This window comes from Slackia sp. CM382 (assembly GCF_000293015.1).
GTDB lineage: Bacteria > Actinomycetota > Coriobacteriia > Coriobacteriales > Eggerthellaceae > Slackia > Slackia exigua.
In genome coordinates this window covers 1-13,139 of the sequence record NZ_ALNO01000023.1, presented here as the reverse complement: position 1 = coordinate 13,139, position 13,139 = coordinate 1, and the positions used below count along the sequence as shown (strand labels likewise).

The window sequence follows — 13,139 nt, the reverse complement described above, 5'->3', positions numbered from 1 at the left end:
AAGGGGGCTCCGGACGATTCGTCCGGAGCCCCCTCTTCTTGCAGAACCTATGGTACGGATGCAGCATCGGAAACATTGCAACCAAGTTGCACTCTCCGTCTCCTTGTCGCTCTTCGCCTGTCTCTCTGTTGCTCCTTCTTGTCGCTGATGCTGAATTTCTTAAGTTCTGAGAGTTTTCTCGAAGTCGATTTCTCGGTTTGAATATTTTCAGCTCTACACATTAATGAGATGTTTGCATCCTCCCAGCTCAGGTTTTTTGACCTGGCGCATGATGCAGGGAAGCCTATGAAGCGATTCTCAGAACTTCCGAATACTGGAATGTGCGGGCGAAAGACTCACGGATTCTCTCAGAACATGGCATCTAAGGGCGGAATTCCGTGCATCGCCTGAGCGAGCTGAGCCGGTTTCGCGATGCAGCGTCCGATTCGTCTCGAGTTACTTCCTCTGCCCCGCGAACGCGTAGAAACCGGGCGCATCGACCATCGTGTCGATGTCGAAATACGTCTTCCAGGGTTCGATCTCTTCCTCAATGGAGCGAAGCTCGCAGCTCACGGTATCGGATACGTGCTCCTTCGCATGATGCCGGTTGATTTCGTCGCGACCCGTCCCGTGCGCGATAACGAAACGTCCGCCTGGAACCACCAGGCGCGCTGCCGCTTCGACAACGGCGTGCTTGTCGAGCATGTGCGGATAGGCGTTGTAGATGACGAGGGCATCGAAGCCTTCTTCGTCGGCGACATCGCAGATATCGCAGGCGATGAAACGTACGTGCGTTTCATTCGCGAATCGCTTTCGTGCTCGGGCCACCATCTCTTCGGCCACGTCGACGCCGACGACCTCACGTGCACCGGCCGCCAGGTAATGCGCGACCATGGTCCCCGTTCCGCACCCCGCGTCGATCACGCGTCCGTCCGCGCAGCCGGCCAAGGCGGCCACGGCTCCTTGGACGGGGCTTGCACCAGGCTCGCATCCGGCCCATTCTTCCGCACGTCCATTGAAGTATGCAGCGATATTGTTCATGAGAACCATTCCTTTCTTTTCAGAGGGCCACGACGACGCGTCGCCCCCTGTGTTCGATGATATCCGTTTCCAATCCATAGATGCTCAGCATGCGTTCGGGCGTGACGACGGATGCGTCGCCGAGCGCATCCACCTGCCCGTCTTTGATGAACAGGAAGGTGTCGCAATAGCGGAGCGCCAGGTTGACATCGTGCATGACGGCTGCCGCCGCGATACGGCGCCGATCGACCTCCGTGCGAATCGCCTGCATGACCTCATGCTGGTTCGCGGGATCCAGGTTGTTCGTGGGCTCGTCCAGAAGCAGCGTATCGGTTTGCTGCGCGAACGCGCGCGCCAGGACGACCTTCTGGTATTCGCCGCCCGACAGCTCGTCGACGTAGCGCAGCGCGTAATCGGCCAGGCCGAGTCGCCCAAGCACGTCTTCCACGACGGCGTGGTCTTCGCTCGAAGGTCCAGCGTCGATATGGGGATGCCGTCCCATCAGCACTGCGTCGTAGACGCTCAGGCGCGTCGCATGGCTGTGCTGGGCCACATAGGCCACCTTGCGTGCGCGCTCGCGCCTCTGCACGCGGGGGAGAGGCGTGCCGTTTAGCAGCACCGATCCTTCCTGCGGGCGCATGATGTCGACGAGCAGGTTCATCAGGCTCGACTTTCCGCTTCCGTTCACGCCGAGCACCGCGAGGAATTCCCCGGGTTCAAGGCGTATTCCCACGCCTTGGAGCAGCGGCCGGGCGGCATCGTAGGAAAAGCGCAGGTCGCGACCTTCCAGCATCAGCGGCTCACCCCCTTGAAGAGCAGGTAGATGAACAGAGGGGCACCGATGAAGGCGGTGATGGCCGATATGGGCAGGATGAGCGGCGCGACCACGGCATGGCAGGCGATGTCGGCCAGAAGCAGCAGGCTCGCGCCGACGAGGGCCGAGGCGGGCATCAGGTAACGATAGTCCGCTCCGAGCAGGCGCCGCGTGATATGCGGGGCCACAAGCCCGACGAAGTTGATGATGCCGCAGAACGCGATGACGCATGCTGCGGAAAGCGAGGCCGCGACCATGCAGGCAAGGCGCGTGCGTCCTACGGCCACGCCGAGCCCGTGCGCAAGCCCTTCGCCCGATTCTATGGCGTTGAAGCTTCCCGCATGTGCGAGGAAGAAGGTTCCGCTTGCGGCGGTTACGGCCGCCATCACGGCGAGCTGGCTCCAATTCACACGGGAAAGGTCGCCGAAGGTCCAGAAGACCACAGCTGCCACCTGGGAATCCTCAGCGAAGTACTGGATGAGGGTGGTGCCTGCGGTGAACAGCGCCGATAGTGCCACGCCGGCGAGCACGATGCTCTCGGGCGTCATCTCGCGCAGGCGCGAGAGCCCGAGGATCACGGCGGTGGAGAGCATGGCGCCCGCGAACGCGCAGGCGGCGGTCATGACGGGATTAACCGAAGAGGTCGCGCCTTCGAAGGCTGCGGCTCCGCCACCAGCGATCAGGATGATGGCGACGGATGCTCCGAACGCCGCGCCCTGGGCGACGCCGAGCGTGCTTGCCGAGGCGAGGGGATTGCGCAGCACGCTTTGGAACGCGCAGCCCGAAAGCGAAAGCGCGATGCCCGCGACGAGCGCCGTAAGGATGCGGGGAAGGCGCATGTTCACGATGACGGCGGTCGTCTGAGCGTCGGCCGTGCCGACGATGACGCTCAGGATGTCTGCAGGGGAAAGCGCGATCGTCCCCATGCCCAACGCGGCGCAGGCGATCGCCATGGTCGCGATCGCGATGCCGATGACCGCGAGCCGCTTCTTTCGCAGATATCCGCGATATGCTCCCGCGCCTGCGGGAGCTGCGGATGCCGATTTCGCACGCAGGCGCCCCCGTGCGCGCTGCAGCCTGATTTCTTCCATCGTGCCTCACGTTCGAGGGCCTTCACGCCTGGCGACGGGAAGGCCCTAAGTCCGTTCGCTTCCTCGATGTCCTTGCAGAAGGCTAGGAGAAGGAAAGCGTCTTGAAATCCATGCCGGCGTCTTTCATCGCGGGACGGAAGTCGCCGCCGAGCATCGTCGTGAATATTTCGGAGTACGTTGCCTCCAAGTCCACGTCGGCGAATGCCTCGGGGTAGAGGGTCGCGCCGATGAAATAGGCATCGCAGACGCCCATCTCGACGTTGGTCCCGTTCATGTTGTACGTGGGCTGGGTGTAGAGGCGGCCGTTCTCGAAGGCGGAAAGGCCGTCGAAGAACGCCTGGTTGTCGGCGTAGTCCTTCTTCATGAGGTCCATGTTGCCGGCGTTCAGGAACATGACGTCGGGGTCCCACGCGCCCAGCTGCTCCAGATCGACGTCGACGGCGCCCTTCTCGCCGAGTTCATCGGCGACGTTCTTGCCGTGCACGGCATTGAGCGGGGCGTAGTTGCAATAGCTGCCGGAGAAGCTTTTCGCGCCCTTGTAGTTCACGGCGCCCACGTACACGCTCGGGCGGTTGGCGTCGTCGATCTTCGCGGTACGGCCGTCCAGGTCCTTCTGCCAACCTTCGAGCGCGCGCACGGTCGCTTCGGCATGCTCGGAGGTGCCGAGCGCCTCGCCGACCACGCGGATGGACGCGTACACGTCGTCGGAGAAGAGCTGATTCTGATAGGAGATGCCGACGACGGGGATGCCGGTGGCCTGTTGCAACGCATCGCATTCCTCGGCGCTGCGGCTCGAGATGATGACGTCGGGGTTCAGCTCGAGCATCTGTTCGGCGTTGACGTTGGTTTCCATGAGGTGGTTGCCGTTGCTTGTCGCGGGAAGCGATGCGAACAGGTCGGCGTGGACGACCGTGTAGGGACGGCTCATGGAGGGTTCTGTTTCCATCTCGGTCACGGCGACGAGCTTGTCTTGGCCGCCTGCGTACACGACGAAGCGCGCGCCCGAGCCGACCGTCGCGGCGCTCTTCACGTCTGCGGGAAGGGTGACGGTGCGCCCATAGACATCGGTCACGTCATGCGTCTGGGTTGTGGCCTCGGCCGGGGCATCGGCATCGGGCGCATCTTCCGCGCTCGTCGTCGAGCAGGCCGCGAGGGCGAAGGCTGCGAGCGTTGCGGATAGCGCTAGCATGAGCCATATGCGGAACGTTTTCATCTTTCTCCTTAGGGGTATTCGCTTCGGTGTTACGTATATGCAAACCATAACATTCTCCTTCGCTTGGATGAAGGAGAAAACGGCTGATTTGCCATGACATGCTTGTATAAGGAAAAAAATAGACAGAGATGATGCTAAGTTAGCAGAGAGCGGCCAGAACCTAGGGATCCATTCGAATATCTACGCCATATGGAAAAGGCGGATTACTGAAAAAGGCAGATGTGCATATGAGGGTGAAGGCGATTTACTTTTCTCCTACAGGAACGACCGAAAAGATAATCGAAAGCATAGTCAAGGGAATCGGTCCAGAGGAACTAGACTGCATCGACCTGACCAAAAGGGATGCAATCGATCGAAAGGGCCATGCCGGCATCGGCAAGGAAGACCTCGTTCTTGTAGGGGCTCCTGTGTACGGAGGCTTTTTATACAAGGATTTCAGGAATTACATCAAGTGCATAGACTTCAATAACAGACCCGTCGCAATAGGTCTCCTGTATGGGAATGCAACCGTCTTGTGTGCGAAGAGCGAGATCGTTTCCCTGGTACAAGAGAGGAACGGCAGAGTAATAGGGTATGGGGATTTCGTTGGGGAGCATTCGTTTTCAACGAGAGAAATTCCCGTTGCAATCGGCAGGCCCGATACGGACGACCTCAATACGGCCTTTTTATTCGGGAAAGATCTTAGGAATGCATTGGAGAGAGCGCATGCGACGCAATGCGATCAGCATATGCGATTGCTTGGCACGTGCATTGGCCAGGTGGCCGACATGAAGCCCTTGCATACCGGCAAGAGGTTTTTCTCCGTCCCTCGAACCGAGCGAGAGCTCTGCAATCGATGCGGCGTATGCATAAAGAAATGCCCTAGAGCCTGCATCGATCAAGAATTTCGAACCGACGGCAATGAATGTATCGTTTGCATGGCTTGCGTAAAGGCATGCCATAGCAATGCTCGTGCGACCAAGGCCAAGAGCCCATTGGTAGCATATGGGTTGAGGCTGATGAATAGAAGAAAAAACGAATCGAGCTTCACAGTATGGTAAGAGGGCGTTTCAGCCCGGCCAACCCGTTTTCGCCATCCGAGAGAGCCTTCTTCGCAGGGTTCTCGTCATGTCGTCGACCTATATGATGCGTACGGGATACGCTACCCAGGTATTCTCCGATGATATTTCTCGAAATGTGAGGATTTATCTTACAAAACGATGTACGCGTATGGTAACTTCCAATAGTTAACCAGTTAGGTGAAGGAAACTTGCCGAGAGAAGCGTCAGGGCGCTTCATGCAATCCAAGGGACAAGGAGATTGGATGTCTGCATCTAATGTTGTGAAGAACACTGCCGCCGCTGCCGTGCTTGCAGTGGCGATTTCCATGGCGTTTGCCGCCATGGCCTATGCCGATGAGCCTGCGGGCAAGGCTATCGAATCCGACGCTGTCACCGGCGTCACGTCCTCCGACATCGCCTGGGGCGATGCAGCCGCATCTTCTGCGGAGGCCGAGGATACGCGCATGATCCTGCGCGCTCCCGGCTCCGGGGTCGACTACAGCGGCTACAAGCTCACGGTCGGCCTCTTCGACGACGGCGGCAACCAGGTCGGCGGAAACTACGAGGTGGCCTATAACGGTGGCCCCACCACCGTGGAAGGGCTCGATCCTTCCAAGGTCTATACGGCTCGCGTTCTCGCGCTCGTCGATGCTGACGGCAACGATGCGCTCGCAGACTTCGACAACGCCGTCGAGGAGAGCGAGAAGCTCGTCACCGGGGCGGAGCAGGAAGTCTGGACCAAGGCCGACGCGCTCAAGCCCGGCATGAAGGGCGTCGCCCTCATGTTCGAGCATGAAGGGAAGACCTACATGCTCGGCGTCGATGCCAGCAACAACGTCATCGCGCGCGAAGCGACGTTCGAAAACGGCGTGCCGACCAATGTGGGCGACAAGTTCAAGTGGGATACCGAGCCCGCGCTGTACGACAGCGTCGCGCTCTCCATTTCCGGCGAGAACAACTACCTCGTCATGAACTACAACGGTCCGGCGATGCATCCGGCCAATCAGTTCTACAACTACGAGTTCGCCGCCGTCAACGGTGCGCTCAGGGGCAACGGCAACTACCGCATCTTCATCAAGCTGGGAAGCGGCGGCACGGTAGGCTACGACTACGCGTCGGGCACTCCGTTCGCGACGTGGCAGTCCTCCAAGGTGGCTCCCACGACCAAGACCGTCACGTTCAACATCACGAGCACGCCTCTCGCGAAGTACACGGTCAAGTGGCTGAACGACGACGGCACCGAGCTCGAGGTGGATGCGGGCCTGAAGCGCGGCGAGACGCCGTCTTACGACGGAGCCGAGCCTACGAAGGCCGCGGACGCGCAGTACACGTACACCTTCGCCGGCTGGGATGCTCCGATCGCGCCCGTCACGGGCGATGCGACCTATAAGGCGACGTTCAACCGCACGCTGAGGACGTACACGGTCACGTGGGCGAACGAAGACGGCACCGTCATCGAGACCGATGCCGGCGTCCCGTACGGCACGACGCCCTCGTTCGACTCGCCTGAGCCTACAAAGGCCGAAGACGATACGTACACCTATGCCTTCGCCGGCTGGGACACCGCAGTCGCGCCGGTCACGGGTGACGTGACTTACAAGGCTACGTTCAAGGCGACGGCGAAGCCCGCCAAGCCGGGAAAGCCGGGAGACCAGAAGGATCCTCAGAACAAGCCTTCCAAGGCTAAGACGGACAAGGAATCCAAGAAGGCGATGGACAAGGAGTCCAAGTCTTCCGATTCTAAGAAGACCGGTCGTGCGACGATGCCCAAGACAGGCGACGCGACCGATATCGCGCTTCCCATGGGCGCCGCCCTCGCTGCGGGTGCCGTCGGCTACGTTGCGCTGCGTCGCAAGAACAGGAACGACGCCTAAGAGCTGTCAAACAGCGTTTCCTTCGATGTTCGAAAGGGCCCTCCTTGAACGGAGGGCCCTTTTCCTTTGCGCGCCGGCCTGCATGATGAGCTTTCTTGCCACCCGGCATTCATCGTGATGGGTGCCGGCGATTTCATCCACGGCCTGCGCGAGCGCTTGCTCCGTCCGCGCGCCCGAGCCGCCCTATACGCGCGCTTCTCGATGGATTTCCTGTTCGTTGGACGCCCGCATCTGGCGTCGCGGCACGTTGTCGAGTACGTTCGCCTCGTACGCTATGCAGACGAAGAAGGATTCATCATGGCGAAGGATTCACGCGCCGCGCGGACGGCCTCGCTCACACGCCGCACGCTTCATTACTATTGGCAGGTCACGCGCAACCATCTCGGATATTTCATCGGGCTCATGTGCTCGACGCTCGCATTCGTCGCCTTGCTTTCCTACGGCAATCCCTACGTGATGAGTCTTGTAGTCGACCGCGTGAGCGAGGGAACGGTCGCTCCCGATCGGGTTTTCGAAACCTTCGGACCGTATATCTTCGCGCTTGTCGCCATCAACGTGGTCGGACAGGCGGCCAGCAAGCTGCAGGACTACACGCTCTACAAGCTTGAGATCGCCGCGTCCTACGATCTGGCCACGATGTCGTTCGATGCGCTGTGCAACCAGTCGATGGCGTTTCATTCGAACCGCTTCGGCGGCACGCTCGTCAGCCAGACTTCCAAATTCATGAGCGCGTACAATCAGCTCATCGAAACGGTGAATTTCCCGTTCATGCCGGTTCTGTGCTCCGTGACCTTCACCTGCCTGATTCTCGCGCCTCGCGTGCCCGTGTACGTAGCGGTGCTCATGGTGCTGCTCGCCGTCTACGCGTTCGTGTCGTATCGCATGTACAAGCGGATCCTTTCGCTCAACGAACAGGCGGCAGGCGCTCAGAACAACCTGTCGGGCGACCTTTCCGATTCGGTGGCGAACATTCTCGCGGTCAAGACCTATGGGCGAGAAGACTATGAACGCAACCTGTTCGACGAGGCGAATCGCGAAGTGGTCAAGCGCGACTCCAAGCGCATGGGCGCGTCGCTTGCGCGCGGCATCATCACGGCATGCATCACGGTCGTCATCATGAGCGTGGTCGCAGTGTTCATCGCGGGAGGAAACGCGTGGTACGGCATCACTCCGGGCACGCTCGTGATGATGTTCACCTATACCTACACGATCACGAACCAGTTCAACTTCATCAATAACGGCCTGCAACGCTTCAACCGCGCGTTCGGCGATGCGAGCGGCATGACCGTCGTGCTCGACGAGCCGCGCCTCGTGGCGGATGCGCCCGGGGCTCCCGACCTGCATGTGACCGAGGGCGCCATCGATTTCGAAGACCTCTCGTTCGGGTATACGGACGGCGGCGTGAAGACCATGGTCTTCGATGGCTTCGACCTGCATATTCCCGCCGGTCAGCGTGTCGGGCTCGTCGGCATGAGCGGAGCGGGGAAGACCACGCTCACGAAGCTCCTTCTGCGCCTGAGCGATATCCAGGAGGGCCGCATTCTCGTGGACGGCCAGAACGTGGCCGACATCGCGCAGCAATCCCTCCGCCGCCAGATCGCCTACGTACCGCAGGAGTCGCTGCTCTTCCATAGAAGCATCGCCGAAAACATCGCGTACGGCAGGCCCGATGCCACGATGGATCAGATACGCGAGGCAGCGCGCCAGGCGAATGCGCTCGAGTTCATCGAACGCTTGCCGCAGGGTTTCGACACCGTCACGGGAGAGCGTGGCGTGAAGCTGTCGGGCGGGCAGCGCCAGCGTATCGCCATCGCGCGCGCCATGCTGGCCGACTGCCCGGTCCTCGTGCTCGACGAGGCGACGAGCGCGCTCGATTCGGAAAGCGAGAAGCTCGTGCAGGATGCGCTCGAGCGCCTGATGCAGGGCAGGACGAGCATCGTCGTCGCACATCGCCTCTCAACGGTCGCGAGCCTCGATCGCATCGTGGTGCTCGACGGCGGGCACGTGGTCGAAGACGGCCCGCACGCGGAGCTTATCGAGAACGGCGGAGAATACGCCCATCTGTGGGGCCGCCAGACCGGCGCGTATCTGGACGACTGACGTCAATCCGTTGGAAGCGGTTTCTCGCGGATCGGGAAAACGTCGGGCCCATCAAGGGCAACAGTCGTTCGACCGTATCAGTGCCAATCCGAGGCTGCATCAAAATGTTCTGAAATGCGGCAGATCGCTTCTCATTCTCGAGGAAGCGTCATCTCGATGCCGTCGAGCACGGAACGCATGAGCAGTTCGAAGTAACGGTCGCTGATTCCTCCGCCTGATCCTTGCGCATCCTGCTCGGCGAGCGGGCCTATGAAACCCTCTACAAGCTCCTTCATCCCGTCGGACGCCTCTCCCATGCGTTCGATGCGCTCGAGCGTCTCCTTGAGGTCCACAGCCGATTTGCGCTCGTTCTCGGATCGGTGGTCGCGGCCTGCTATGGCGCCGAGCGCGACGTTGATCGACATCGCGTAGGCGAAAGGCGCCATCGTGTCGAATCCGGCCTCATGCAGCCTGTCCATGTATCGGTCGAGAAAGGGTATGAGGGCGGCGGGGAATCGATTCGTCATCAGACGGTCTGCGGCTCCGTTGTAGGAGAGGAGCACGGCTCTCAGGTTTCGTGCCGTCTGAAGGAACCATTCCTTCCAGGCCAGGTCTTCTGGCGGAAGCGCGATGTCGCGCGCGATGAGTTCCATGGCGGCGTCGCAGACGGCTTCCCGGTTGGGGAAGTAGTGGTAGATGACCGATGGGGCTACATCGAGCCGTTTCGCCAGGTCGCGCATGCGCCATCCGTCGAAGCCCTTCTCGGCGGCCATATCCTTCGCCGCTTCGGCGACCTTATTCGCATCGAGACCCCGCCGTCGTCCCGTCGTCTTTTCCTCGCTCATCGCGCCCCCTGTTTCGATGTTCCTTCCGCTCGCTTCTGATACACTACACTAGAACATTGTTCTACTTATGGAAGGAAGGCGATAGACGCCAATGAACGAACGTACGAACGAGGCCGCGTCCTCTGCGACGGGCAAGGGTCAGACGGGCATTCTGCTCGCAGTGGTCATGCTGGCTTTCATGGGCCAGATGATGCTCAATCCGATTCTGGCGCCTTTGGCGCGTATGATCGGTCTCGAGGAATGGCACGTGGGCGCTATCATCTCCATGGCCGCGCTGGTGCTCACGCTGCTCAGCCAGTTCTGGGGCCGTCGGTCTCAAAAGGTGGGACCGAAGCGCGTGCTGATATTCGCCATGCTTCTGGGCTTTCTGGCGCTAGGGTCGTTCGCCCTCGTCGCCTATGCGGGCAGCCGCGGCCTGATCGCCGGCTTCTGGCTGGTGTTCGGCGCGGTGGCTACGCGCGGGATCCTGTACGGCTCGGCCATCTCCGCCGTCCTGCCGGCGGCGCAGTCGTACCTGGTGTCCCAATGCGAATCGGAAGAGGATCGGGTGAAGGCCGTCGGAGGAATAGGGGCCATGAACGGGCTTTCCGGTGTGATCGGATCGGTCTTCGGCGGCGTTCTGTCCATGATCGGAGGGCTGATGCTTCCCCTGAGCATCATGCCGTTCATGATGCTTGTAGCCCTTGCGGTGCTCGCGGCGGCCTTCAAGCCCTCCGCGAATGCGAGGGTGGTCGACGAGCCGGCCAAGGTATCCTATTTCGATCCGCGCGTCTTTCCTTTTCTGCTCGTCGGCTTCTTCATGTTTCTGGCCTTCTCGTCCTTGCAGACCACCATCGGTTTCGCGGTCCAGGACCGTTTGGCGCTCGATGAGACGCTGACCGCAGGCTATACCTCGCTGATCATGATCGTCATGTCGGTGACCATGATCGTGTGCCAGGCGGTCGTGGTCCCTCGGCTCAAGTGGTCGGCGCGCAGACTTCTTCGCGTCGGTTTCGTTTTGCTGTCGATAAGCGGCGTGCTGTTCCTGGTGGGGAACACGTTGGCGCTGCTTCTGATAGCCGCCGTGACCATCGGCGTGGGCGTGGGCTTCGCCATGCCCGGGTACAATGCCGGCCCCACCATGGACATGGCTCACGAGGAGCAAGGCGGCCTTGCCGGCCTGATCAGCGCGAACAACGGTGCGACCTACATCATCGCCCCGGTGCTTTCAACATCTCTCTACGGCTGGACGCCCTTGTCGTCTTTCGTCCTCGTCATCGTGCTGCTCGTGGCGGGTCTCGCCTTATGCCTGCTGCATCCGACGCTGAGGAACGAGAGGAAGTAAAGCCGTCCGAATGAAAACCCGGCCCCACGAAGCGCGGGGCCGGGCTGAGTGCAAGGCTTTGAACGCAATGCCTAGCGTGCGGAACTTCTCCGATGGCGCACGGCGGCTCCTATGGCAGCCGCTGATCCTACAGCGATAAGCCCGAGGATGCCGACAGGAAGCGCATCTCCGGTCTTGGGCAGGGCGCCTCCCTTAACGGATGAGGCGACGGGGGTCTTCGTCGCAGGCGTCGGCTTCTGTTCCGGCTCGGGCGTCGGCGTCGGGTCGGGGCCCGGCTTGACGGCCTTGACCGTCAGGTTGACGGTCGGCTTCTCGAATTCGCGGTCGGGTCCCATGGTTCCGGCGGAATCCATGGGATGCAGCACGGCCTTCGCATTGGTTTCGAAGGTGTAATCACCCGGCTCGGTCGGCACGTTCACGAGCTTCTCTTCATAGACGAGCTGCACGCGTGCGAAGTTGGTGACGGGCTCGTTCATCGTGAAGGTGAAGTGCTCGTTTTCGCCAGGAGTGTAGCTAAGCAGATACCGGTATCCCGAGGCGGTTTTGCCGAAGCCGTATTCGTTTTCGGCGGTCTTTTCCGCCGCAAGCGTTTCGTCTCCGACCTTGACCTGCATGGAATCAGGGTCGTTCACGAAATCGAAGTCCACGCCCATGTAATCGTCGATGCGCGATCCTGCGCTCACGGCATAGAGGATCTCGTTTTCTATCTGATCGAAGGAAGCCGAGGCGCCGCCGTTGAGGTACTGCACGAACTTCACGTCGTTGGCACCGTCGGGGTTGAGGGTCGGCGCGCCGACCGCGAACGTGTTGTACTTGGCCGCCAGTTCCTGATAGACCCGGTTGCAGTACAGACGCGACATGTCCGTATTGGACGCGGTCTTGGCGAGCGCGGCTTCGTATGCGGGTTTATCGGCGCCGGCGGGGTCGGGGTACTGCTCGGCAATCTTTTCGACCATGCTGATGTAGGTCTGTTTCGCCAGGTCGAGATTGTGCGGCCAATCTTCGTCATAGTACTTCCACGCGAAGTCGTACTGCGCGCCGTTGCTTGCGGCATCGCGGGCTGCGACGTCGTTAAGGTAGGCTTCCCATGATGCGGCGTCGGTCGTGGTCGGTACCGGTATGTTTCCGTGCTCCGCGAGGCTCGGTTGATAATATGCGGTGTCGTAGTACCCGCCGATGGCGTAGCCTCCCATGACTTCGGTGGGTGCATAGGCGCGCGAGGAGCACTTCGTGTAATCGCCATCGGGGCAGTATAGATACGTCGACCCATCGGATACGAGCACCATGTACTTGCGATTGTCGGAGATGTCGGCGTTGCCGGCGAGCATCTCCTTGGCCGCAAGCAGTCCGGCATGCATGTTCGTGCCGCCCGAGGTCTGCTTGGTGAAAAGGTCTTTAACCTGGTCGTACTGGGTCGTGAGGTCGAGCACCTCGGAAGGATGCGCGGTTCGATTGAATTCGATCACGCCGACCTTGATGTTCGCGCCTGTGGCGTCCGCCCGCGCCTTGAGGGCGTCGAGCATCTCGAGCGCTTTGTCCTTCGTATCCGAGAAACTGGACTTATCCAGCACGAAGACGACCATGGTGTCGAGCTGCTCCTCCTCGGAGGGGATGGAAAGCGTGATCTTCGTACGATTGTCATCGGTAAGCTCGGTCGCGGTTTTCGACATCGATGCGCCCGCCGCCCAAGCGCTTCCTGTCGTAAGCGCCAGCGTCGCGAGCATCGCGAAAAGCAAGGCGATCGCCGCCTCGATCGCACGCAAACCATGCCGTCTTCTGAAACCGTCCATAATGCCCCTTCTCCTTCTGTTCGTGATATGTAACCACGGTACAGCGTATACCGCTTGAAACGGGGGGGGG

The 13,139-nt window shown here is 60.6% G+C and carries 10 protein-coding genes; 4 read left to right on the top strand and 6 right to left on the bottom strand.

Annotated elements, in window-relative coordinates:
- Positions 1-435 precede the first annotated feature (435 nt).
- From HMPREF1155_RS08740 to HMPREF1155_RS08725, 4 genes are all read right to left on the bottom strand, one after another.
- Positions 436-1,020, bottom strand: a complete 585-nt coding sequence (locus tag HMPREF1155_RS08740) for a class I SAM-dependent methyltransferase (protein WP_238319177.1) — start codon at positions 1,018-1,020, stop codon at positions 436-438.
- Positions 1,021-1,039: 19 nt separating this feature from the next.
- Positions 1,040-1,792 (bottom strand): ABC transporter ATP-binding protein, encoded by a 753-nt coding sequence (locus HMPREF1155_RS08735; protein ID WP_009079474.1) that lies wholly within the window; start codon positions 1,790-1,792, stop codon positions 1,040-1,042.
- Positions 1,792-2,904: an iron ABC transporter permease gene (locus HMPREF1155_RS08730; protein ID WP_009079488.1), complete on the bottom strand. Its 1,113-nt coding sequence runs from the start codon at positions 2,902-2,904 to the stop codon at positions 1,792-1,794. Before HMPREF1155_RS08730 ends, HMPREF1155_RS08735 begins: the two co-directional genes overlap by 1 nt.
- 82 nt (positions 2,905-2,986) lie before the next feature.
- A complete protein-coding gene (locus HMPREF1155_RS08725; protein ID WP_009079468.1) occupies positions 2,987-4,117 on the bottom strand; it encodes an ABC transporter substrate-binding protein in 1,131 nt (376 codons plus the stop codon).
- A 227-nt stretch (positions 4,118-4,344) separates the two neighbouring features.
- Here HMPREF1155_RS08725 and HMPREF1155_RS08720 point away from each other — a divergent pair, with 227 nt between their 5' ends.
- From HMPREF1155_RS08720 to HMPREF1155_RS08710, 3 genes are all read left to right on the top strand, one after another.
- Positions 4,345-5,157 (top strand): flavodoxin domain-containing protein, encoded by an 813-nt coding sequence (locus HMPREF1155_RS08720; protein ID WP_009079472.1) that lies wholly within the window; start codon positions 4,345-4,347, stop codon positions 5,155-5,157.
- A 263-nt stretch (positions 5,158-5,420) separates the two neighbouring features.
- The gene (locus HMPREF1155_RS08715) at positions 5,421-7,031 is read left to right on the top strand and encodes an LPXTG cell wall anchor domain-containing protein (protein ID WP_009079478.1); all 1,611 of its coding nucleotides are present in this window, start codon (positions 5,421-5,423) and stop codon (positions 7,029-7,031) included.
- Positions 7,032-7,328: 297 nt separating this feature from the next.
- Complete coding sequence (locus HMPREF1155_RS08710; protein ID WP_039993714.1) at positions 7,329-9,131, top strand: ABC transporter ATP-binding protein; 1,803 nt, start codon at positions 7,329-7,331, stop codon at positions 9,129-9,131.
- A 131-nt stretch (positions 9,132-9,262) separates the two neighbouring features.
- Here the strand turns inward: HMPREF1155_RS08710 and HMPREF1155_RS08705 are convergent, their stop codons facing one another.
- Complete coding sequence (locus HMPREF1155_RS08705; protein ID WP_009079470.1) at positions 9,263-9,955, bottom strand: TetR/AcrR family transcriptional regulator; 693 nt, start codon at positions 9,953-9,955, stop codon at positions 9,263-9,265.
- A gap of 91 nt (positions 9,956-10,046) precedes the next feature.
- Here HMPREF1155_RS08705 and HMPREF1155_RS08700 point away from each other — a divergent pair, with 91 nt between their 5' ends.
- Positions 10,047-11,279, top strand: coding sequence for an MFS transporter (locus HMPREF1155_RS08700; RefSeq protein ID WP_009079483.1), 1,233 nt, complete (start codon positions 10,047-10,049; stop codon positions 11,277-11,279).
- A gap of 71 nt (positions 11,280-11,350) precedes the next feature.
- Here HMPREF1155_RS08700 and HMPREF1155_RS08695 read toward each other — a convergent pair whose 3' ends face one another.
- On the bottom strand, positions 11,351-13,069 hold the full coding sequence (locus tag HMPREF1155_RS08695; protein ID WP_009079476.1) for a vWA domain-containing protein: 1,719 nt from the start codon (positions 13,067-13,069) through the stop codon (positions 11,351-11,353).
- Between the last annotated feature and the right edge of the window lie 70 nt (positions 13,070-13,139).